The organism is Streptomyces sp. UNOB3_S3, from assembly GCF_020740895.1.
Taxonomy (GTDB): Bacteria; Actinomycetota; Actinomycetes; order Streptomycetales; family Streptomycetaceae; genus Streptomyces.
Window position 1 is genome coordinate 1 of record NZ_JAILXP010000022.1, and the last position, 20863, is coordinate 20863.

At 70.9% G+C, this 20863-nt stretch carries 22 protein-coding genes and 1 tRNA gene; 7 read left to right on the top strand and 16 right to left on the bottom strand.

What is annotated here, in order from left to right; translation table 11 throughout:
- Positions 1–106: 106 nt before the first annotated feature.
- The 3 genes from K6I33_RS04240 to nth all read right to left on the bottom strand — a co-directional run bounded on the left by K6I33_RS04240 (position 107) and on the right by nth (position 3064).
- Positions 107–1306 (bottom strand): MarP family serine protease, encoded by a 1200-nt coding sequence (locus K6I33_RS04240; protein WP_229348322.1) that lies wholly within the window; start codon positions 1304–1306, stop codon positions 107–109.
- 61 nt (positions 1307–1367) lie between these two features.
- Complete coding sequence (locus K6I33_RS04245; RefSeq protein WP_229348351.1) at positions 1368–2087, bottom strand: CoA pyrophosphatase; 720 nt, start codon at positions 2085–2087, stop codon at positions 1368–1370.
- Between the two features lie 83 nt (positions 2088–2170).
- Positions 2171–3064, bottom strand: coding sequence for an endonuclease III (nth, locus tag K6I33_RS04250; RefSeq protein ID WP_374283283.1), 894 nt, complete (start codon positions 3062–3064; stop codon positions 2171–2173).
- Between the two features lie 226 nt (positions 3065–3290).
- Here nth and K6I33_RS04255 point away from each other — a divergent pair, with 226 nt between their 5' ends.
- Positions 3291–3965: a Crp/Fnr family transcriptional regulator gene (locus tag K6I33_RS04255; RefSeq protein WP_004939715.1), complete on the top strand. Its 675-nt coding sequence runs from the start codon at positions 3291–3293 to the stop codon at positions 3963–3965.
- Positions 3966–4078: 113 nt separating this feature from the next.
- Here the strand turns inward: K6I33_RS04255 and K6I33_RS04260 are convergent, their stop codons facing one another.
- The 4 genes from K6I33_RS04260 to K6I33_RS04275 form a co-directional block, all read right to left on the bottom strand.
- Entirely contained in the window at positions 4079–4909 is an 831-nt protein-coding gene (locus tag K6I33_RS04260) for an MBL fold metallo-hydrolase (RefSeq protein ID WP_229348323.1), read from the bottom strand.
- A complete protein-coding gene (locus K6I33_RS04265; RefSeq protein ID WP_229348324.1) occupies positions 4906–5811 on the bottom strand; it encodes an NUDIX hydrolase in 906 nt (301 codons plus the stop codon). Before K6I33_RS04265 ends, K6I33_RS04260 begins: the two co-directional genes overlap by 4 nt.
- Positions 5812–5873: 62 nt before the next feature.
- The gene (locus K6I33_RS04270) at positions 5874–6338 is read right to left on the bottom strand and encodes a RidA family protein (protein WP_229348325.1); all 465 of its coding nucleotides are present in this window, start codon (positions 6336–6338) and stop codon (positions 5874–5876) included.
- Positions 6335–6496: a DUF4177 domain-containing protein gene (locus K6I33_RS04275; protein ID WP_229348326.1), complete on the bottom strand. Its 162-nt coding sequence runs from the start codon at positions 6494–6496 to the stop codon at positions 6335–6337. The genes K6I33_RS04270 and K6I33_RS04275 overlap by 4 nt, the downstream gene beginning before the upstream one ends.
- 72 nt (positions 6497–6568) lie before the next feature.
- Between K6I33_RS04275 and K6I33_RS04280 the strand changes: the two genes are divergently transcribed.
- Positions 6569–7591 carry an ArsA-related P-loop ATPase gene (locus K6I33_RS04280; protein WP_229348327.1) on the top strand — a complete coding sequence of 341 codons (1023 nt, stop codon included), beginning with the start codon at positions 6569–6571 and terminating at the stop codon, positions 7589–7591.
- Positions 7588–9201, top strand: a complete 1614-nt coding sequence (locus K6I33_RS04285; protein WP_229348328.1) for an ArsA family ATPase — start codon at positions 7588–7590, stop codon at positions 9199–9201. The genes K6I33_RS04280 and K6I33_RS04285 overlap by 4 nt, the downstream gene beginning before the upstream one ends.
- 260 nt (positions 9202–9461) lie before the next feature.
- Here K6I33_RS04285 and K6I33_RS04290 read toward each other — a convergent pair whose 3' ends face one another.
- A complete protein-coding gene (locus tag K6I33_RS04290; RefSeq protein ID WP_189455966.1) occupies positions 9462–9797 on the bottom strand; it encodes a WhiB family transcriptional regulator in 336 nt (111 codons plus the stop codon).
- Positions 9798–10182: 385 nt separating this feature from the next.
- Here K6I33_RS04290 and K6I33_RS04295 point away from each other — a divergent pair, with 385 nt between their 5' ends.
- The gene (locus K6I33_RS04295) at positions 10183–12498 is read left to right on the top strand and encodes a transglycosylase domain-containing protein (protein WP_229348329.1); all 2316 of its coding nucleotides are present in this window, start codon (positions 10183–10185) and stop codon (positions 12496–12498) included.
- A gap of 138 nt (positions 12499–12636) precedes the next feature.
- Here K6I33_RS04295 and K6I33_RS04300 read toward each other — a convergent pair whose 3' ends face one another.
- Positions 12637–13101 (bottom strand): GatB/YqeY domain-containing protein, encoded by a 465-nt coding sequence (locus K6I33_RS04300; RefSeq protein WP_229348330.1) that lies wholly within the window; start codon positions 13099–13101, stop codon positions 12637–12639.
- A gap of 225 nt (positions 13102–13326) precedes the next feature.
- Between K6I33_RS04300 and K6I33_RS04305 the strand changes: the two genes are divergently transcribed.
- The 3 genes from K6I33_RS04305 (at position 13327) to K6I33_RS04315 (ending at position 15173) form a co-directional block, all read left to right on the top strand.
- On the top strand, positions 13327–14253 hold the full coding sequence (locus tag K6I33_RS04305) for a metallophosphoesterase (protein ID WP_229348331.1): 927 nt from the start codon (positions 13327–13329) through the stop codon (positions 14251–14253).
- Positions 14254–14291: 38 nt separating this feature from the next.
- Positions 14292–15053, top strand: a complete 762-nt coding sequence (locus K6I33_RS04310) for a Pr6Pr family membrane protein (RefSeq protein ID WP_229348332.1) — start codon at positions 14292–14294, stop codon at positions 15051–15053.
- A 46-nt stretch (positions 15054–15099) separates the two neighbouring features.
- Positions 15100–15173: transfer RNA gene (locus K6I33_RS04315), tRNA-Pro, on the top strand.
- A 143-nt stretch (positions 15174–15316) separates the two neighbouring features.
- Here the strand turns inward: K6I33_RS04315 and K6I33_RS04320 are convergent.
- From K6I33_RS04320 to K6I33_RS04350, 7 genes are all read right to left on the bottom strand, one after another.
- Complete coding sequence (locus K6I33_RS04320; RefSeq protein WP_229348333.1) at positions 15317–16891, bottom strand: LacI family DNA-binding transcriptional regulator; 1575 nt, start codon at positions 16889–16891, stop codon at positions 15317–15319.
- 18 nt (positions 16892–16909) lie between these two features.
- Complete coding sequence (locus K6I33_RS04325) at positions 16910–17233, bottom strand: helix-turn-helix domain-containing protein (protein WP_229348334.1); 324 nt, start codon at positions 17231–17233, stop codon at positions 16910–16912.
- Positions 17234–17391: 158 nt separating this feature from the next.
- Positions 17392–17760, bottom strand: a complete 369-nt coding sequence (locus K6I33_RS04330) for a hypothetical protein (RefSeq protein ID WP_229348335.1) — start codon at positions 17758–17760, stop codon at positions 17392–17394.
- Between the two features lie 55 nt (positions 17761–17815).
- Positions 17816–18061: a hypothetical protein gene (locus K6I33_RS04335; protein WP_229348336.1), complete on the bottom strand. Its 246-nt coding sequence runs from the start codon at positions 18059–18061 to the stop codon at positions 17816–17818.
- Between the two features lie 72 nt (positions 18062–18133).
- Positions 18134–18328, bottom strand: coding sequence for a hypothetical protein (locus K6I33_RS04340; protein WP_229348337.1), 195 nt, complete (start codon positions 18326–18328; stop codon positions 18134–18136).
- Between the two features lie 20 nt (positions 18329–18348).
- Positions 18349–18579: a hypothetical protein gene (locus tag K6I33_RS04345; RefSeq protein WP_229348338.1), complete on the bottom strand. Its 231-nt coding sequence runs from the start codon at positions 18577–18579 to the stop codon at positions 18349–18351.
- Between the two features lie 162 nt (positions 18580–18741).
- Positions 18742–20667, bottom strand: coding sequence for an FtsK/SpoIIIE domain-containing protein (locus tag K6I33_RS04350; RefSeq protein ID WP_229348339.1), 1926 nt, complete (start codon positions 20665–20667; stop codon positions 18742–18744).
- Positions 20668–20863 lie beyond the last annotated feature (196 nt).

The window sequence follows — 20863 nt, forward strand, 5'->3', positions numbered from 1 at the left end:
CCCGCGCACACCGCGCGCAGGCCCCACGGGACCGCCCCACCGCCCCGCCGTCGTACGCGGCCTCACAGTCGTACGCGGCCTCACCGTCGTACGCGGCCTCACGGCCTCAGAGGGCGCAACCCTGGGTGTTGACCCTGCCGGTCGCCGTACGGCCGTCCACGACGTCCTGGTGGACCTCGTCCGCGGTCAGCGCGTAGCCGGTGTCGGCGTCGTCGAGGGACTTGGCGAAGACCACACCGTAGACCTCGCCGTCCGGGGTGAGCAGCGGGCCGCCGGAGTTGCCCTGCCGGACGGTGGCGTAGAGGGAGTAGACGTCGCGGCGGACGTTGCCGCGGTGGTAGATGTCGGGGCCGTTGGCCTGGACCCGGCTGCGGACACGGGCCGCGCGCACGTCGTACGCCCCGTTCTCCGGGAAGCCCGCGACAATGGCGCTCTTGCCCGTCTCCGCGTCGCCCTGGGCGAAGGACAGCTCGGGCGCCTCCAGCGAGGGCACGTCGAGGACGGCGATGTCGCGCTTCCAGTCGTAGAGGACCACGCGCGCGTCGTGGAGCCGGCCCTTGCCGCCGACCTGCACGGTGGGCTCGTCGACCCCGCCCACCACATGGGCGTTGGTCATGACCCGGTGCGGCGCGAAGACGAAGCCGGTGCCCTCCAGGACCTTGCCGCAGCTGGGCGCGTTGCCCACGACCTTGACGATGCTGCGCTGGGCCTCGGTGGCGACGGGGCCGCCCGCGAGCCTGGGATCGGGGGCGGGCACGGAGGTGATGGGCTCGGCGGAGAACGGCGCGAAGACCTGTGGGAAGCCGTTCTGCGCGAGGACGGTGCTGAAGTCGGCGAACCAGGTGTTGGTCTGCGGGGGCACCACCCGGGCCACGCCGAGCAGCACCTTGGAGCCGCGGACCTCCCGGCCCAGTGTTGGCAGGGTCGTACCGGCGAGGGCGGAGCCGATCAGCCAGGCGACCAGCAGCATGGCGGCGACGTTGACGACGGCGCCGCCGGTGGCGTCCAGCGCGCGGGCCGGGGACCAGGTGATGTGGCGGCGCAGCTTGTTGCCGAGGTGGGTGGTGGCGGCCTGGCCCACGGAGGCGCAGAGGATGACGATGGCGACGGCCGCGACGGCCGCGATCGTGCCCGGCTCGGCGTCGTCGGTGGCGCTGTCCCAGATGACGGGCAGCGCGTAGACGGCGGCCAGACCGCCGCCGAGGAATCCGATCACCGAGAGCACGCCGACGACGAACCCCTGGCGGTAGCCGATGACCGCGAACCACACGGCGGCCACCAGCAGCACGATGTCCAGCACGTTCACCGAAAGATGCCTCGCATTGATGTGTCGTCGTGGCCGGCGGAGGGCCACCGTCTCATGCCCGTCAGGAGTGCCGGTCCAGCGGGACCTCCCGATCGCGGTCCCAGGGCCGCTCCCACCCCGCGTAGTGGAGGATCCGGTCGATCACTCCGGCCGTGAAACCCCACACCAGGGCGGGGCCCACCCGGAAGGCGGGGCCGCGGTGGCCGCTGGGGTGGACGGCCATGGCGCGGTGCGCGGGGTCGGTGAGGTGGGAGACCGGGACGGTGAAGACGCGGGCGGTCTCCAGCGGGGAGACCGGGGCGACGGGGCTGGGCTCGCGCCACCAGCCCAGGACGGGCGTGACGACGAAGCCGCTCACCGGGATGTAGAGCCGGGGCAGCACGCCGAAGACCTGCACCCCGGACGGGTCGAGCCCGGTCTCCTCCTCGGCCTCGCGCAGCGCGGCCCGCACCGGGCCGTCACCGTCGGGGTCGCCGTCCTCGGGGTCGAGGGCGCCACCGGGGAACGACGGCTGCCCGGCGTGCGAGCGCAGTCCGCCGGCCCGCTCCAGGAGCAGCAGCTCGGGGCCCTGCGCGCCCTCGCCGAAGAGGATGAGCACGGCGGACTGCCGCCCGCCCTCCTCCGGCGGGAGGAACCGGCTGAGCTGCCGCGGCTCCACGGTGCGCGCGGCGCGCTCCACCGGCTCCAGCCACTCCGGCAGCCCCCGGGCGGTGACGGTGACCGCACCGGCCCCCGCGATCCCGGTCTCCCCGGTCGTCCCCGCGCCGTACGTGCTCGTCATCCGTCTCCCCCGGTGTTCCTCGGCCGCGCCCCGGTCCTGCGGGGCGCGGTCCCGCGCCTTGCGGTTGTGCGGCGTACGCTCGGTCACTCGGCTCCCAGAGGGCTCGCGGGCAGGCCCGGATAGTCCGCCGGGGGCTTGAGGCGCTGGCCCGGCCGCCCGCCCATCTCGTACTTGAGCAGCTTCTTCGCCTTCTCCGGGTCCGTCTCGCCCTCTCCGTACGACGGGCAGAGCGGGGCGATCGGGCAGGCGCCGCAGGCGGGCTTGCGGGAGTGGCAGACGCGGCGGCCGTGGAAGATCACGCGATGCGACAGCATCGTCCACTCGCTCTTGGGGAAGAGGGAGCAGACCTCCGCCTCGACCTTCTCCGGGTCCTCCGCGTCGGTCCACTTCCAGCGGCGGACGAGCCGGCCGAAGTGGGTGTCGACAGTGACGCCGGGTACTCCGAACGCGTTGCCCAGGACGACGTTGGCGGTCTTGCGGCCGACGCCGGGCAGCGTGACCAGATCCTCCAGCCGGCCGGGCACCTCGCCGCCGAAGCGGTCGCGGAGGGCGGCGGAGAGGCCTATCAGGGACTTGGCCTTGGCCCGGAAGAAGCCGGTCGGCCGGATCAGCTGCTCCAGCGTCTCGGGGTCGGCGGCCGCCATGTCCTCGGGCGTGGGGTAGGCGGCGAAGAGCGCGGGGGTGGTCTGGTTGACCCTCAGGTCGGTGGTCTGGGCGGAGAGGACCGTGGCGACCAGGAGCTGGAACGGATTCTCGAAGTCCAGCTCGGGGTGGGCGTACGGATAGACCTCGGCGAGCTCACGGTTGATCCGGCGGGCGCGGCGCACCAGCGCGGTCCGCGACTCGGTCTTCGACGCGGCCTTCGGCCCGGTCATCGACCCGGCCTTCGCGACCGCCGGGGATTTGTTCGTTTTTGCGGATTTCGTCTTCTTCGCGGCGGGGCGTTCGCCCACAGCGGAATCACGGGCCGCGCTCACCCTTCCGGCCCCCTTGCCCTGTGCTCTCACCGGCGTATTGGACACCCGGCCAGACTAAAGCCCAGCACTGACATCCGCCCCGACCGCAGGAAAACCACAGCCCAATCGGACCCCTGCCGTAGGGCTCCGGGCGACGATGCGCCACACTTGTGTTTGATCACACAGTTTTACCGACGGGCATCATGGGGACCACGGTCCTCTGTGCATGTCGACAAGGAGAGAACTCGTGGACGACGTTCTGCGGCGCGCCCCGCTCTTCGCGGCGCTCGATGACGAGCAGGCCGCTGAGCTGCGCGCCTCCATGGGCGAGGTCACCCTCGCGAGGGGCGACGCCCTGTTCCACGAAGGGGACCCCGGCGACCGCCTCTACGTGGTGACCGAGGGCAAGGTGAAGCTCCACCGCACCTCGCCCGACGGCCGCGAGAACATGCTGGCGGTCCTCGGCCCCGGCGAGCTGATCGGCGAGCTGTCCCTCTTCGACCCGGGCCCGCGCACCGCCACCGCGACCGCGCTCACCGAGGTCAAGCTGCTCGGCCTCGGCCACGGCGACCTCCAGCCCTGGCTCAACGCCCGGCCCGAGGTGGCCACCGCCCTGCTGCGCGCCGTCGCCCGCCGGCTGCGCCGCACCAACGACTCGATGTCGGACCTCGTCTTCTCCGACGTCCCCGGCCGTGTCGCCAAGGCCCTGCTCGACCTGTCGCGCCGCTTCGGCGTCCAGTCCGAAGAGGGCATCCACGTCGTGCACGACCTCACCCAGGAGGAGCTGGCCCAGCTGGTCGGCGCCTCCCGTGAGACCGTCAACAAGGCCCTCGCGGACTTCGCGGGCCGCGGCTGGCTCCGCCTGGAGGCCCGCGCCGTGATCCTGCTGGACGTCGAGCGCCTCGCCAAGCGCTCCCGCTGACGCGGGGCCACGACAGCAACGACTACAAGGCGGGGCTGTGTGGGGTGCGATGCGCACCCCACACAGCCCCGCCTTGCCGTTTTCCGGACGCCTGCCGGATAGGCCCGTGCCCGTCAGATCAGCCCGTGCTCGTCCAGGTAGTCCAGCTGCGCCCGTACCGAGAGCTCGGCCGCCGGCCACAGCGCGGGGTCGACATCCGCGTACACGGTCGCGACGACCTCCTCCGCCGTGCGGTGGCCGTTCTCGACGGCCGTCTCCACCTGGGCGAGCCGCTTGGCCCGGTGCGCGAGGTAGTACTCGACGACGCCCTGGGCGTCGTCGAGGACCGGGCCGTGCCCCGGCAGCACCGTCCGCGCGCCCTCGTCGACCGCGAGCGCGCGCAGCCGCCGCAGCGAGTCGAGGTAGTCGCCGAGCCGGCCGTCCGGGTGCGCCACGATCGTCGTGCCCCGGCCCAGCACCGTGTCACCCGTGAGGACCGCGTCGTCCGCCGGCAGATGGAAGCAGAGGGAGTCGGCCGTGTGGCCGGGCGTGGAGATCACGTGCAGCTCCAGCCCGCCCGTCGTGATGACGTCGCCCACGCCGAGCCCCTCGCCGCCCAGCCGCAGCGCCGGGTCCAGGGCCCGCACCTTGGTGCCCGTCAGCTCCGCGAACCGGGCCGCGCCGCCGGAGTGGTCGGCGTGGCCGTGCGTCAGCAGCGTCAGGGCGACGCGCAGCCCCGCCCCCTCGGCCACCTCGACGACCCTCCGCAGATGGGTCTCGTCCGCCGGACCCGGATCGACCACGACGGCCAGGTCCGAGCCGGGCTCGGCCAGGATCCAGGTGTTGGTGCCGTCCAGCGTCATCGCGGACGGGTTGGGCGCGAGCACACAGGTCGCCCGGGCGGTCGCGGGGCCGCCGATGGCGCCGGGGCGCGGCCGTCCGGGCAGATCGGTCGTGTGCGTCATGCGTCGGCTCCCGAGGGTCCAGGGGCGATGTGCTCGGTGTCATGTTTGGCGGCGACGTGTTTGGTGAACTCGTCGTGGCCCGGCCAGCTCAGCACGATCTCTTCCCCGACGAGCCGCGCACGCGCCAGTACGGGCGTGAGATCCCGGTCACCCGAGGCGGCCAGTACCTCGCCGACGGTGCCGTAGGGGCCGAGCGAACGCAGCGTGGAGATGGTCGGCGGCATCATCATCAGCTCGCCCCTGTCGTAGCCGGCCGCCGCCTCGGCGGGGGCGGTCCAGACGGTGCGGTCGGCCTCCGTGGAGGCATTGCGGGTGCGCTGCCCTTCGGGAAGCGCGGCGACGAAGAACCACGTGTCGTAGCGGCGCGGCTCGAACTCCGGGGTGATCCAGCGCGCCCACGCCCCCAGCAGATCGCTGCGCAGGACCAGGCCGCGCCGCTCCAGGAGCGCGGCGAACGACAGCTCACGGCTGACCAGCGCCGCCCGGTCGGCCTCCCAGTCCTCCCCCGTGGTGTCCGCGACGACCGTGTCCGGGGCGGGGCCGGCCAGCAACACGCCCGCCTCCTCGAAGGTCTCGCGGACGGCGGCGCAGACGATGGCCTGTGCCCCGGCGGCGTCGGTCCCCAGCCGCCGGGCCCACTCCGCGGGGGCCGGACCGGCCCAGGGCACGTCGCGCTCGTCGCGCGGGTCGACGGAGCCCCCCGGATACGCGTACGCGCCTCCGGCGAAAGCCATGGAGGCGCGTCGGCGCAGCATGTGAACGGCGAGCCCGCCCTCCCGGGCGCGCAGCAACAGGACGGTGGCGGCACGGCGCGGTGCCACGGGCCGGAGCTCGCCCCGGGTGAGCGCTCTGATCCGGTCCGGCCACTCCGGCGGGTACCACTGGCCGTTCGAAGTCGACATGGCCGGATGCTATGCGCTCACGCCCGGATGTTCGAGAGGGGCGATCAGTCCCGGACCTCGGCTCAGTCCCGGACCTCGACGAGGAACTCGACCTCGACGGGGGCGTCCAGCGGCAGCACCGCCACGCCCACGGCCGAGCGGGCGTGCACGCCCTTCTCGCCCAGGATCTCGCCCAGCAGCTCGCTGGCGCCGTTGAGGACGCCCGGCTGGCCGGTGAAGTCCGGCGCGGAGGCCACGAAGCCGACCACCTTGACCACCCGGACGATCTTGTCCAGGTCGCCGATGACGGACTTCACGGCGGCCAGGCCGTTGAGCGCGCAGCGCGCCGCCAGCTCCTTGGCCTGCTCGGGGCTGACCTCGGCGCCGACCTTGCCGGTCACGGGAATGGCCCCGTCGACCATCGGCAGCTGGCCCGCGGTGTGGATGTAGGAGCCGCTGCGCACGGCCGGCTGGTACGTGGCCAGCGGCGGCACGACGTCGGGCAGGGTCAGCCCGAGCTCGGCGATCCGGTCCTCGACCGTGCTCACGGCTTCTCCCGCTTGAGGTAGGCCACGAGCTGCTCGGGGTTGTTCGGCCCCGGCACGACCTGGACCAGTTCCCAGCCGTCCTCGCCCCAGGTGTCCAGAATCTGCTTGGTCGCGTGCACGAGCAGCGGCACGGTGGCGTATTCCCACTTCTTGGTCATGGGCCCGACTGTAATGCCTGATACCGGCGGCCTCGTGCGTAGCCCGCACGGCGACTGGTTAGGCTCCGCATCATGAGCAGGCTCCATGTCGTCAGCGGCAAGGGCGGTACCGGGAAGACCACGGTGGCCGCGGCCCTCGCACTCGCCCTCGCGGCCGAGGGGAAGCGGGCGCTGCTGGTCGAGGTCGAAGGCAGACAGGGCATCGCGCAGCTCTTCGAGGCGGAGGCGCTGCCCTACGAGGAACGGAAGATCGCCGTAGCGCCGGGCGGGGGCGAGGTGTACGCGCTCGCCATCGACGCCGAACGGGCGCTCCTCGACTACCTCCAGATGTTCTACAAGCTCGGCAGCGCCGGCCGGGCACTGAAGAAGATCGGCGCGATCGACTTCGCGACGACCATCGCGCCGGGGCTGCGGGACGTCCTGCTCACCGGCAAGGCGTGCGAGGCGGTGCGCCGGAAGGACCGCACGGGCCGCTTCGTCTACGACTACGTGGTCATGGACGCGCCGCCCACCGGACGGGTCACCCGCTTCCTCAACGTCAACGACGAGGTCGCCGGGCTGGCCCGGATCGGGCCGATCCACAATCAGGCGCAGGCCGTGATGCGCGTCCTCAAGTCACCGGAGACAGCGGTGCACTTCGTGACGCTGCTGGAGGAGATGCCGGTCCAGGAGACCGCGGACGGCATCGCGGAGCTGCGGGCGGCGGGGCTGCCGGCCGGCGGCGTGGTGATCAACATGGTGCGGCCCGAGATCCTCGACGAGACGGCCGTGGAGTCCGCGGCCAACGGCGGGCGCCCGGAGGTCGCGCGCGCCCTCGCGTACGCCTTGGAGCGCACGGGCTCCGGTGGCGCACGGCGCGCGGGGCTCGCCGAACCGCTCGTCGACCCCCTGTTGCGGCAGGCGCGCGAGCACACCGAGCGGCTGGCCCTGGAGCACCGGGGGCGTGCGGACGTGGCGCGGCTGGGCCTGCCCACGTACGAACTCGAGCTGCTCGGCGACGGGGTGGACCTGGCGGGGCTGTACCGCATGGCGCGCGAGCTGAGGAAGCAGTTCGCGCGGGGAGAGGCGAGCGAGCGACAGGGAGTGAGCGGGTGAGCGTGGAACCGGCGGCGGAGCCGCTCGGCATAGACCCGATCCTGGACGACCCGCGCACCCGCATCGTGGTGTGCTGCGGCTCCGGCGGTGTCGGCAAGACAACGACCGCGGCGGCCCTGGGCCTGCGCGCGGCCGAACGCGGCCGGAAGGTCGTCGTCCTCACCATCGACCCGGCCCGCCGGCTGGCGCAGTCGATGGGCATCGACGAGCTCGACAACGTCCCCCGCCGGGTGCCCGGAATCGACGGCTCCGCCGGCGGTGAACTGCACGCGATGATGCTCGACATGAAGCGGACCTTCGACGAGATAGTCGAGGCGCACGCCGACGGGGACCGCGCGCGGGCGATCCTGGAGAACCCCTTCTACCAGTCCCTGTCGGCCGGCTTCGCGGGCACGCAGGAGTACATGGCCATGGAGAAGCTCGGCCAGCTCCGCGCCCGGGACGAGTGGGACCTCATCGTCGTCGACACCCCGCCGAGCCGTTCGGCACTGGACTTCCTGGACGCGCCGGGCCGGCTGGGCTCGTTCCTGGACGGCAAGTTCATCAAGGTGCTGATGGCGCCGGCGAAGATCGGCGGCCGGGCCGGGATGAAGTTCCTGGGCGTGGGCATGTCGGTGATGAGCGGCCCCCTGAACAAACTGATGGGCGCCCAACTCCTGCGGGACGTACAGACCTTCGTCGCCGCGATGGACACGATGTTCGGCGGATTCCGTACCCGCGCCGATGCCACCTACCGGCTGCTGCAAGCACCGGGTACGGCCTTCCTGGTCGTCGCCGCGCCCGAGCGGGACGCGCTGCGGGAGGCCGCCTACTTCGTCGAGCGGCTGGCGGCGGAGCGGATGCCGCTGGCCGGGCTGGTGCTGAACCGGGTGCACGGCAGCGGTGCGGCCGGGCTCTCGGCGGAACGCGCCCTCGCCGCGGCGGAGGCGCTCGCGAACGGGACGGCGGACGCCGGCGGCGCCCCGGCGGGAGGGCCCTCGGGAGGGTCGCCGGAATACGCAGAAAATCTTGACGGCGACGGCATTGTGGATCGTGGCAGCGGGCAGGCTGGCTCACGTACCGCCGGCGACCCTGGCACCCTCACTCCCACGGACACGTCCTCTCCCGAGAGCGGCTTCCCCCAGCCCGCCGCGTCCGCAGGAGCGAGCGCCTCGGTGGCCTCAGCGCCGGTGACCTCCGCGTCGGTGGCGCGACCCACCGGGGAAGCCGATCCCACCGCGGATGCCGACGCGGCCACGGCTTCCTCCACGGGTTCCACTACAGGTTCCGCTGTGTCCTCAGCGTCCCCGGCACGGATCGCCGCCGGGCTGCTGCGGCTGCACGCCGAGCGCATGCAGGTGCTCGCGCGCGAGCGGCGCACGCGCGACCGCTTCACCGCGCTGCACCCCGAGGTCCCGGTGGCGGAGGTCGCCGCGCTGCCCGGCGATGTGCACGACCTGGCGGGGCTGCGGGCGATCGGTGACCGCCTCGCGGACCAGACGGGTGACCGGGCGGGTGACCGGACAGGTGACCGGGCGAGTGGTGCCGTGGAAGGTGCCAGCGCGGAAGGTGCCGACAGCGCCGTGGAGGGTGCCGGGGACGCCGACGAGGGCGCGTCCGTATCGCGCTGAGACCGCGCGGCGCCACAGCCGCCGCCTAGGTGACCGCATCACGCCGAGCAGGCGGGCGGTCGCGCCGCCCCGGGCGCCCGTACCGCCGCCGTCGTACTGCCCGTCGTATCGTCGCCGTACTGCCACCACCGCTCCGCGCGTGGTGGGCGGGGGCGCCCGCCGGACGTCCTGGCCGGCCCGTGGGCTGCCGGCCCCGTCGGCCCAAGACCGTCGGCCCGTGGCTCGGCTTACGGCGGTGTGTCCGCCCGCCGGCCGACCCGCTAGCCGACGGCCGCGTACTCGTCGTACTCGGGCTCGCCCAGCGGCAGGATGCCGGCGCCCCGCTCGTACTCCGTGCGCGCGGTCTCCAGGAGCCTGCGCCACGACGTGACCGTGGGGCGGCGCCGCAGCAGAGCCCGCCGCTCGCGCTCGGTCATGCCTCCCCAGACACCGAACTCGACGCGGTTGTCCAGCGCGTCGGCCAGGCACTCGGTGCGCACCGGGCAGCCGGTGCAGACCGCCTTCGCCCTGTTCTGCGCTGCGCCCTGAACGAATAGTTCATCCGGATCGGTCGTGCGGCAGGCGGCCTGCGCACTCCAGTCGGTTACCCAGCCCATGCTGGCGCCGTCCTCTCCCGAATCGAGGCTCCCCCACGGCGGCAGCGGCATATTCACCGTTGCCAGTTGAGGACGTTACGGAAGGCGGACAGGGGGCAACACCCCCTTCGGGCCCAATCTTGAATGGCCCGAACGGACTATGAGTATGCGGCAGATCACCCAACGGAGTGAGCCGACGACATCACGGACCATTCCCTCCATAGAGGGGTGATCCACCCACCCCTCGACCGACAATGAGGGGCATAGGCGGCAATACGGGCACGTCTCATCACTCACAAGAGTGAGAGTGCAGGTGATGCGGGGGAGCATCGCCGTGACTGGCGTGAAACAGCGTAGGCGAACACACCTGCGTCTGTCCGCCGAATGAGAACGTAGGCTTCCCCCCATGGCTATGAAGTGCTCGGACGAGGGCCCCTCCAGGGCCCGACAGGCCGCGAAGTTCCTCAGTGTCAGCGTGCTTTCAGGAGTGGTGCTGGCAGGTCTGGCCCTACCGGGCATCGGCGCTTTCGGCCTGGTGGCCAAGGGCACGGTCGAGGGGTTCGACGAGATCCCCGCCAACCTCAAGACGCCGCCGCTCAGCCAGCGCACCACCATCCTCGACGCCGAGGGCGGCGAGATAGCGAAGGTCTACTCCCGCGACCGCACCGTGGTGCCGCTGAACGACATCTCGCCCTACATGCGCCAGGCGATCGTCGACATCGAGGACGCGCGCTACTACCAGCACGGCGCGATCGACCTCAAGGGCGTGCTCCGAGCGGCCAACAAGAACGCCCAGTCCGGCGGCGTCTCCGAGGGTGCCTCGACCCTCACCCAGCAGTACGTCAAGAACGTCTTCGTCGAGGAGGCGGGCGACGACCCCGAGAAGGTCGCCGTGGCGACGCAGCAGACGATCGGCCGCAAGGTCAAGGAGCTGAAGTTCGCCATCCAGGTCGAGAAGGAACTCGGCAAGGACCGCATCCTCAACAACTATCTGAACATCACTTTCTTCGGGCAGCAGGCCTACGGGATCGAGGCCGCCTCCCAGCGCTACTTCAGCAAGCACGCCAAGGACCTCACCCTGGGCGAGTCCGCGCTGCTGGCCGGCGTCGTCCAGTCGCCCAGCCGCTACGACCCGGTCTACGCCCCCAAGGAGTCGACCAAGCGGCGGAACACCGTGCTCCAGCGCATGGCCGAGCTGAAGCACATCACCCCGGCGCAGGCGGCCGCCGAGCAGGCCAAGCCGCTCGAGCTGAAGGTCAGCCGGCCCAAGAGCGGCTGCATCACCGCCGTCAACGGCGCGGGCTTCTTCTGCGACTACGTCCGCGAGACCTTCCTCAACGACCCGGTCTTCGGCAAGACGAAGGAGGCCCGGGCCAAGCGCTGGAACGAGGGCGGTCTGGTCATCCGCACCACCCTCGACCCGCAGACGCAGAAGTCCGTGCAGAAGTCGATCACCGATCACGTCTACCAGAGCGACTCGGTGGCCACCGCCGTCTCGATCGTCCAGCCCGGCACGGGCAAGATCCTCGGCATGGGCCAGTCGCGCCCGTACGGCTTCGGCGACCACATGACGCAGATCAACCTCTCCGCCGACAAGGCCATGGGCGGCTCGAACTACGGCTTCCAGGTGGGCTCGACCTTCAAGCCGATCCTCGCGGCGGCCGCGCTCGAGCAGGGCGTGTCGCCGTACAAGACGTACTCCTCGCCGTTCCGGATGCCGTATCCGGACGAGGTGGAGACGTGCGGCAAGCCGTGGAAGAACAGCGGCGGCGAGATGGTCCAGAACGAGAACCGCAGCGAGGTCGGCCCGTACGGGATGAAGGAGGCGACCGCGAAGTCGGTCAACACCTACTTCATCCAGATGATCGAGGAGACCGGCGTCTGCCCGGTGGTCAAGATGGCGGACAAGCTGGGCATCAAGCCCGCCGGCGGCGGCAAGTTCGAGCAGGTGCCGTCGATCGCGCTCGGCACCGAGGGCCTCTCCCCCCTCACCATGGCCTCCGCCTACGCGACCTTCGCCAACCACGGCACGTACTGCACCCCCGTCATCGTCGAGTCGGCCACCGGCCCCGACGGCAAGAACCTGCGGGTGCCCAAGACGAAGTGCTCGCGGGCGATGTCCGAGCAGACTGCCGACACCGTCAACACCCTGCTCCAGGGCGTGGTCGAGGACGGCACCGGCAAGGAGGCCGGCCTCAGCGGCCGGGACAGCGCGGGCAAGACGGGTACGACGGACGAGCGCCGGGCGGCCTGGTTCGTCGGCTACACCCCGAACATGGCCGGCGCGGTCTGGGTCGGCGGCCCCGGCGCCAAGGGCGTCGAGATGGAGAACATCACCATCGGCGGCGTCTACCACGACAAGGTCTACGGCGCCGACACCCCCGGCCCCATCTGGCGCGACGCCATGACCGGCGCGCTCGAGGGCAAGGACGCCCCGACCTTCGGCACCGTCCCGATGCCGGGCGGCGACAAGGTCTCCGGCGGCGGCTCCGGCGGTGACGACAAGCGCGGCAACGGCCGCGGCGGCCGCAAGCCGGGCACGAACGGCAAGCCCGGCGGCGGGAAGCCGGGTGCGGGCGGCAAGCCCGGCACCGAGCCGGGTGCCCAGCAGGGCGGTCAGCCCGGCGACACCACCGGCGGCGGCAAGCCGGAGACGCCGACGGCACCCGGAGCGGTGGTCCAGGGCGTGATCGGCGGCCCCGGGGACGAGCAGCAGCGGTAGTGGACAACGAGAAGGGGGCGCCCCGACCGTGACGGTCGGGGCGCCCCCTTCTTCGTACCCACAGGCACTGTGCCCACAAGCACTGTGCCCACAGGCCTCACGCCTATAAGCCGATCAGCTGATCGACCGTTCGGCTGATCAGCCGGCGAGCAGGCTCTTCACCGTGGCGGCGACGCGGCCGCCCTCGGCGCGGTCGCCCACCTTCGGCTTCACGATCTTCATCACGGCGCCCATGGCCTTCGGGCCCTCGGCGCCGGCCGCCTTCGCCTCGGCCACGGCGGCCGCGACGATCGCGGTGAGCTCCTCGTCCGACAGCTGCTGCGGCAGGTAGCCGGAGAGCACCTCGCCCTCGGCGCGCTCACGCTCGGCGGAGTCGGCGCGGCCGCCCTTGTCGAAGGCCTCGGCGGCCTCGCGGCGCTTCTTCGCCTCGCGGACGATGACCTTCAGCACCTCGTCGTCGGAGAGCTCACGGGCCTCCTTGCCCGCGGTCTCCTCGTAGGCGACGGCGGACAGCGTCAGACGGAGGGTGGAGGAGCGCAGCTCGTCGCGCGCCTTGATGGCGGCCGTGAGGTCGTCGTGGAGCTTGGACTTCAGCGTGGTCATGCCGCAATCTTCGCATCCCACCCGCTCACGCGCCCCGCATTAACCGCCGGGTCAGCCGCTGGGTCAGCAAGCGGGGCGGCCCCCGGCCCGGACGACACGCCACCACCGGACCGGCCGACCGGCCGACTGTGCGGCGTTAACTCCCTTTTGGACTCCCCCATGAACTCCCTTGCCCGCCCGGCACCGTGGCAGGCGCACCCCCGGCCGTCTGCGACGATGGACGACATGCGTGCGCGATACGGAGTACCCCTGGGAATCACGGCGATCGGCGCGGCGGGCCTCGCCTACGCCGCCGGCTTCGAAGTCCGTTCCTTCCGGCTGCGACGGGTCACCGTGCCCGTCCTGCCGCAGGGCATGCGGCCGCTGCGGGTGCTCCAGGTGTCCGACATCCACATGGTGGGCGGGCAGCGCAAGAAGCAGCGCTGGCTCCAGTCGCTCGCCGGGCTGCGCCCCGACTTCGTGATCAACACAGGGGACAACCTCTCCGACCCGCAGGGCGTGCCCGAGACCCTCGACGCGCTCGGCCCGCTGATGAACTTCCCCGGCGCGTACGTCTTCGGCTCCAACGACTACTACGGCCCGAAGCTGCGCAACCCCGCCCGCTACCTCATCGAGCGGACCACCGGGCGGCACGGCCTCAACGGCAACGCCCCGATCGTCGGCGCGATCCACAACCCCTGGGAGGAGCTGCGCGACGCCTTCGACACGGCGGGCTGGCTCAACCTCACCAACACCCGGGGCTCCCTCAAGATCGACGGGATGGAGATCGCCCTCACCGGCCTCGACGACCCGCACATCAAGCGCGACCGCTACGACCGGGTGGCCGGCGGCCCGCAGGAGGGCGCCGACTTCTCCATGGCCGTCGTCCACGCCCCCTACCTGCGCGTCCTGGACGCCTTCACGGCCGACCGCTACCCGCTGATCCTCGCCGGGCACACCCACGGCGGCCAGCTGTGCATCCCCTTCTACGGCGCGCTGGTCACCAACTGCGACATCGACCCCGACCGGGTGAAGGGCCTCTCCACCCACCGCGCTGGCGGCCACCGGTCGTACCTCCACGTCTCCGCCGGCTGCGGCACCAACCGCTACACCCCGGTCCGCTTCGCCTGCCCGCCCGAGGCGACGCTGCTCACCCTCGTCCCCCGCGACTGACCGGGGGACGTTCCGGAGCCCACACGTACGGTGGGGGGATGACCGACCCGACTTCCCCCACCACCGCGCCGGCCGACCTGCCCGATACGGAGGCCGTCCCGGCGCCCGCGGCGGCCCCGGCGGGCCGCCGCCCCGTCGCGGCGGCCTTCCGCGCGCTCACCGCCCTGGCGGCACTCACCGGCATCGCCCTGGACACGATCGAGTCCGGCGACCTGGGCCGGCTCTTCAGCTACTTCACGATCCAGTCCAACATCCTGCTGGCGATCGCCTGCGCCTGGTCCGCCCACCGCGCCTGGACCGGGCGCCCGGCCCTCTCCCCGCGGATCACGGGTGGCGCGCTGCTCTACATCTCCATCACGGGTCTCGTCTTCCACTTCGTGCTGTCGAACGACGCCAGCGGCTTCGCCATGACCAGCCAGCGCACGCCCCTGGAGTCGATCGCCAACCACCTCCTCCACACCGTGACCCCCCTCGCGGCCGCCCTCGACTGGCTCCTCCTGACCGCCCCCGGCGGCTTCCTCCTCCGCCACGCCGGCCAGTGGCTGGTCTACCCCCTCCTCTACCTCCCCTTCGCCCTGATCCGCGGCGCCCTCCTCGATCCGGGCACCGAGGGCCGCTATCCGTACCCCTTCCTGGACGTCGATCTCCACGGCTACGACGGCATCGCCGGCAACGCCGTCGCCTTCGGCCTGGCCTTCTACGGCCTGGCCCTCACCCTCGTCCTCCTCGACCGCGTACGCCCCCACGCGCGGGTCCTCGGGAACCGGATTTCACCTACGGGCTCCGGTCGGCTAAAGTAGTCCTCGTTGCTCCGGAGCCCGAGAAAAACGGGAAACGGTCGCACATCGGGGTGTAGCGCAGCTTGGCAGCGCGCTTCGTTCGGGACGAAGAGGTCGTGGGTTCAAATCCCGCCACCCCGACAGGTGAAACACCAGCTCAGGCCCGGTCTTCTCGCAGAGAAGACCGGGCCTGAGTCGTTTGCTGGAGCGCCGCAAGGACTGCGAGGAGCAGACGAGGAGCAAACGAGGAGTGGATCTTGGAAAGCGGAATCTCCGGGATCCCGCTACCGGCGACCCCTCAGCAGCGCATCGAGGGCCCGGACAGGTGATGTAGGACACATCGCCCGCCTCGCCTCCAGCGCCGCCTCCCACACCTCGGTGAGCCCCTCCATCAGATCCCGGCGCATCTCGGGACTGACATGGTCGTACCGAGCCTGCACCGAGCCGTCCAGGTGGCCGAGGCGCTCGTCCATCAGCTTCGGAGGCGTCCGAAGAAGCCTCATGATCTTCTTGTTGGTGTGCCGGAGCCCATGAGGGGTCAGACCCTTCGCGATCGGCACCCAGCACGCCTCAGCCCGGTCAGAGGCGTTCCTCCCCCGGGCCGGCACCCCCGGCCACGGCTCCGCCAGCAGCGGTACAGGGTGCGCCTCCTGGGGAGCCTTCTTCGGGTACCAGCCGGTGACCGCCGGCTGGAACAGCCAAGTAGAGAACCCCGACCTCCGCCAGTGAGCCGCATGGTCCGCCAGCGTGCCGGCGCGGACGTAGCCGAGCTCCGCGATGGCCGCCTCGACCTTGAGCCGCGTCTCCTCCTTCACTGCTCCAGGACGGTTCAGCACGTTCGACACCGTGCCGGTGGAGACGCCGGCGAGACGAGCGACGTCGACCAGCTTCACGCCACATCTACGGGACGCGCCGTTGGGCGCCCCATAGCCGCGGAAAATGTAGGTGCGCCCGTGACACTCGCACGGCTTCGGGTCCGTGCGAATGATGTGGTCGTTCACCAAGGACGACAGGAACCGCGGATTATCGACAGTCCGGTACGAGTCGTCCTTGGGCGGGCAGCGGTCCAGCTCTCCCGTGTCCAGCTCGTACAACTGCCATTCGACCCGCACGCTGTCCGGCCGCCAGTACTCCTTCTCCAGGCCGACGAGCTCGCCCCACCGCACTCCCGTGTAGCCCTTGGTAACCGTGCCCACGAATTCGTCGTCCCTGCCCGAGAGCAAGGACGCTCGTTCGCCGATGAGCAGGATGCCGAGGGCATCGGTCGTCGCCTTCTCAGGAGTGCGGTCTCGCGACCTTCCAGCACGACGGCCACGACCACGACGCCTCGCCGCCGGGTTGGCGCTGATGAGCTTTTCGTCGGTGGCGTCGGCAAGGATGAGATGGAGCGTCCCACGCCACGTCTTGACGCTGCTGGCCGCATACGGCACCGCCCGTTCCTTCCGCGCCCAGGCTTCAACGTCCTGTCGGCTGATCTCGTCGAACGCCTTGTCCCCGAACTCGGGAAGAAGGTGTTCCTCGATGTGCCGCCTGTAGTTCTGCATCGTCGACGGGGCGAGATCCTGGTCGGCGTACCACTGATTCACGTACTCACCGAAGGTCGGCTTGGCCGGCTCGGGCGGGGGCTGCGAGGGCAACTCAGCTGCCGTCTGTCTCTGCGGCAGAACGGGCACCATGGTCTCCGGTGCTACCTGCTGCCTGAGCAGAGCCTCCATGTCGTTGGCGGCCTTCGCGGCTTCACGCTTGGTCTTGAAGCGGATCGCCCGGCCGTTCTCATCCTTGACGGTGCCGAGGTCGCCAGGGCTGATCCAGTAACGGCCGCGGTAATGACCGCCCCTCTGCTTCTCTCCGTACCCCACTGCGGTTGCCCTCCCTTCCTACGCAGCGGCCGGCGCGGAGTTCGAACCGCTCGCCCTACGCGGGGGCTTGGCCCGGAGCTGGACTTTGGGCACCGTCTCGTTCCAGCGGGCGGGGACCACGGCCGGATCGGGCACCGGCCTCGACACCGACCCGAGCCCCCAGACCGGGCGCTCCTCGAAGACGGCGACGATCTCGACAAAGTACTCCGCCGTGAACCGGTACGCCCCGCCCACTCGCGTGAAGGGGATACGACGCCGCCTCGCCTGTTCCTTCACCCACCACTCCGAGCAGCCGAATGCCTCGGCGACCTCGGCTGGGCGGTAGAGATGAGGCAACGGCACGTCAACGCTCCGAGCACGCTTGATCGCACTCAGGGCACCCCGGGGCAGCGGGCGTTGAGAGTTGTAGTGCATGCTGGGGGGACCTCCTGCTTCCTGGAAGGGACGGGGAGGCCGGGGCAGCGGGATTACTTGGCCGTAGACCGCTGCCCCGGGCCAGATCAGCTGGGCCGCGCGTGGCTCCACTCGCGGTACTCCTGGCGGACGTACTCGCGGCAGTCGTCATCGGTGATGAGCTCCGATCCCCGGAGGCTCAGCCCGCTGTATTCCACGTCGAAGGCCACGAGCTGCCGCGCGGCGAGGGCGGCCGTATCGACCACCTCAGCGGCAACCTCGGGCACATACATGGCCGCTTCCTTGATCGCGATGCGGTCGAAGAGGGCGGCCTTGCGAAGCCAGAAGGCACGGCTTCGCCTGACGCTGGCAGGGCCGTCGGCGCTCTGCTTCGCTACCCAGCAGATCTCCTTGATGATGCTCGGGGCGTCCACGTACGCGGTGGCGGGACGGGTGTTGTGCGCGTGGTTCGTCAATGCTTCTCCTCGGTGCCGTGCGGTGGCGTGGAATCGAGCGGGGCGAGGGGAACCGTCAGCTGACGGACGCGGCCTGCCGGTCGCACTCGCCGGCCGTCGTCAGGAGCAGCGAACGGAGGTCGCTGCCCACGAGGACGGCGAGGCGCTCCTCGATCGCCTGCCACGAGGCGGGGTCAATGGCCATGAGCGCGGCGACGGCCGCGGGGCCCTTGCCTTCTTCGATGGCGGTGAGTGCGTCCCTGAGCTCACCGGAAGCCATCAGGGAGATGCGCCGACGCGTGGACGTGGTCTGTCCGGACATGGGTGGGTCCCTTCGGGGGCGGGAGTCGGAGAAGGCGTGCGGCGGTGCTCGCGATCCGGCGTTCGGGCCGGGTTAGTTGTTGAGGCTCGGGATGGCCCCGGCGATGGCGGACATGACCGCGTCGACGGGCTGGGATGCTCCCGTCTTGCTGAGGTAGTAGCCGAAGAGCACGGCGACGAGCGCAGCTCCGATGCCGACCGACTTCGAGCGGATGAGCATGGCCAGGAGGAGCCCGAAGAGGGCAAGCGCGGAGATCGAGAAGGACATGGTGGTCTCCTTCGGAGGGGTCAGCGGTTGCCGTCGCGGTGGAGGTGGACGACCGCGTTGTAGAGGCGCCGACCGAGGCGGAGACGCATCCCGCGCCCCTCGCAGCGGCGGCACTCCCGGCCGCGCACGATCCGGCCCTTGCGGCCCTGCCAGACCGCGAAGCCCCAGCCGTCACACTTGCGGCAGGCCCCGAACGGGCTCACGGCGCAGAGAACGGCGTAGCAGAGGGTGACGAATATCAGTCCGGGCATAGCGTTGAGCAGGGAATGCACGAGAACCCCTCTCAGGGCAGCGTCAGGGAGATGCCGACGAAGCGGCGCTAGGCGCTAGCAGGCAGGTCAGATGGGCTTTGGCCTGCTAGCAGGGGCGCTAGGTCTAGCGGGACGTCCCGCTAGACCTAGCTGCGATGGGAGCTACGCGGCGGCGGAAGATTCGTCACGTTCCGCAATGGCTCTGAGGACGTCGTCGCGTTTGATGCCGCGCCGGTTGGCGCCCTTGCCGTACTCGGTCGTGCCCCACATCTGAGTGGTGCGGATGCCGTACGGCTTCAGTGCGGACGTCAGTTGTTCAGGGGCCCAGCCGACGTACACGTCCGGCCGGAGCTCCGCCAGCCGGGCGACAACGGTCTCGCTCCAAGCTTTCGGCTCGGCGGCCGGGATGACGTAGGCAACGTCCCGCAGAAGATCGAACGACGGCGTCTCGGTCTCCGGCTCCTCCCCCAGGGCGTGTCCCGAGAGCGTGCCCGCAGCCTTCCGCAGCTTGTACGCGCGGAGCGAGATCACGTCGGCCGTGGGAGCGTCGATGTACGTGGCGACGACGATGCGGGCATCGGCGCCTTCGCCGACGAAGTAGTGGATGCCCTTGTCGCCCCAGGCGAACATGGTCGCCCGCACCCCGCGTTTGTACGCGGACGTGCCCAGGACCATGTCGTTCTCCGTCTGCCCCATCACCTTCAGACACCACCGGTTGGACGCGTTCGCGCTGATACCGGTCGGCAGGGACTTGGCATCCGGACGCTGCGTGGCGAGCAGCAGTGTGATTCCGAGAGCAGGTCCGCGCTTCGTCAGGTCGGTGCAGATCTCCTCGAACTCTTTGCCGTGTTCGGGGTGCTCGAACCAGACCTGGCACTCGTCCGCACCGATGACGATGGGGTGCAGGCCCAGGCTCTTCTTGTCGGCCAGCTCGCTGGTGACCTTGGACTCCGGGCAGATGTCCCGGGGCAGATTGCGGACGACCTTGGCCCTGCGGCGCAGCTCTTCGCGCAGGGCGCGGAGGTCGCGCAGGGCGTACTGGATGTCCTCCTCGTCGTCGCCGGCCCGGTAGCTGTGGGCCACCCGCTCCAGCGGACCGAGGTCACCCGTGCCCTTGAGGTCGTAGACGTGCAGTTCCGCACGCGGGTCCAGGGCCGCGGTCAGCAGGAGCAGCCGGAGCAGGAACGTCTTGCCCATGCGCGGGATGGCGCCGATGATCCCCGAGATGTACATCAGGGTCACCGGCACCCAACGGCCACGCTGATCAGTGCCGTACGGCGCCGACTTGAACAAGTCGACGACCCCGTCCTTGAGCAACGGCCACGCAGGCTTCTTGGACTTCGCCATGTCGTGATCCCCGACCCACAGCACCAGCCGTCCGGTGTGCTCGTCCGGGACTGCCTCCGGCCAGACGCACCCCAACGGCCGCCGCAGCCCGGAGGCGAGCTTGTCCCGCTTGTCGATCACGTCCGTGACGGTCACGCCGTACGGAAGGTCCCCTTCGGCCCGCCAGCCGGCACCATCTCGCGTGATGGGCGCCGTGAACGTGAAACCCGGGCCGCCCTTGCCCTGGGCCTGGTTGATGGCGGCGATGCCCAGTGCGCCGAGGGCGCGCAGGACGATGTCGCTGGTGAGCCGTTGTGCCTTCGGGATCTCGACGGCCCTGTGAATGATCGGAGCATCGGACGGCTGGCCCAGCCAGCCCAGGCCCAGGGCGACGACAAGCTCGGACAACGTGAGGAACCACGTCGGCGCCAGGACGTACAAGGCCAGAGCCGAAGCGAACCCTCCGAGGAGAGCCGCGACGCCGACAGCCGAACGCCATCGGACGCGACGATCTCGCTGACGGGACAGCTTCAGGTACTCGCCCACGTCCTCGTGGGCCGCGGCGGCCCGCCGGAAGGGCTCGCCTTCGGCGTCGACGGCCCACCGCAGTGTTCCCCCGATGACGCGTGCGACGCCCTGCGGGGATTGGAGCGTGAGGCGCAGGGCGTACCACGGCGTGCGAACGGCGTGGTACGCGGCCACATGCCACGCATAGACGGCAACTCCCGTGCCAGCAGCGCGCAGCTCGCGCCGGGACTTCATCCATGCCGGGAGTACCGGTCGGCGCTTCGCTCTCTGTGCCCGGTCTCTCAGACCGGGTTCCGGCGGTCCGCCGGGACGGTCAACCAAGGTCATTTCGTCCGCGGGTTCCGTCGGACTCAACGACACCTCCTTCGGAGTAGCGGATGCTCGGGTCGGGCCGCCCCCGCCGGCCGAGGCGGTAGCCGGCCTGCAGTGC

Excerpts from the sequence above, each read along its gene's own strand:
- K6I33_RS04340 (WP_229348337.1), bottom strand. The coding sequence starts at position 18,328 with ATGTCCTTCTCGATCTCCGCGCTTGCCCTCTTCGGGCTCCTCCTGGCC.
- K6I33_RS04345 (WP_229348338.1), bottom strand. The coding sequence starts at position 18,579 with ATGCCCGGACTGATATTCGTCACCCTCTGCTACGCCGTTCTCTGCGCC.
- K6I33_RS04245 (WP_229348351.1), bottom strand. The coding sequence starts at position 2,087 with ATGACGAGCACGTACGGCGCGGGGACGACCGGGGAGACCGGGATCGCG.
- K6I33_RS04260 (WP_229348323.1), bottom strand. The coding sequence starts at position 4,909 with ATGACGCACACGACCGATCTGCCCGGACGGCCGCGCCCCGGCGCCATC.
- K6I33_RS04310 (WP_229348332.1), top strand. The coding sequence starts at position 14,292 with ATGACCGACCCGACTTCCCCCACCACCGCGCCGGCCGACCTGCCCGAT.
- K6I33_RS04295 (WP_229348329.1), top strand. The coding sequence starts at position 10,183 with ATGGCTATGAAGTGCTCGGACGAGGGCCCCTCCAGGGCCCGACAGGCC.
- K6I33_RS04275 (WP_229348326.1), bottom strand. The coding sequence starts at position 6,496 with ATGACCAAGAAGTGGGAATACGCCACCGTGCCGCTGCTCGTGCACGCG.
- K6I33_RS04280 (WP_229348327.1), top strand. The coding sequence starts at position 6,569 with ATGAGCAGGCTCCATGTCGTCAGCGGCAAGGGCGGTACCGGGAAGACC.
- K6I33_RS04300 (WP_229348330.1), bottom strand. The coding sequence starts at position 13,101 with ATGACCACGCTGAAGTCCAAGCTCCACGACGACCTCACGGCCGCCATC.
- K6I33_RS04305 (WP_229348331.1), top strand. The coding sequence starts at position 13,327 with ATGCGTGCGCGATACGGAGTACCCCTGGGAATCACGGCGATCGGCGCG.
- K6I33_RS04335 (WP_229348336.1), bottom strand. The coding sequence starts at position 18,061 with ATGTCCGGACAGACCACGTCCACGCGTCGGCGCATCTCCCTGATGGCT.
- K6I33_RS04265 (WP_229348324.1), bottom strand. The coding sequence starts at position 5,811 with ATGTCGACTTCGAACGGCCAGTGGTACCCGCCGGAGTGGCCGGACCGG.
- K6I33_RS04350 (WP_229348339.1), bottom strand. The coding sequence starts at position 20,667 with ATGAAGTCCCGGCGCGAGCTGCGCGCTGCTGGCACGGGAGTTGCCGTC.
- K6I33_RS04290 (WP_189455966.1), bottom strand. The coding sequence starts at position 9,797 with ATGGGCTGGGTAACCGACTGGAGTGCGCAGGCCGCCTGCCGCACGACC.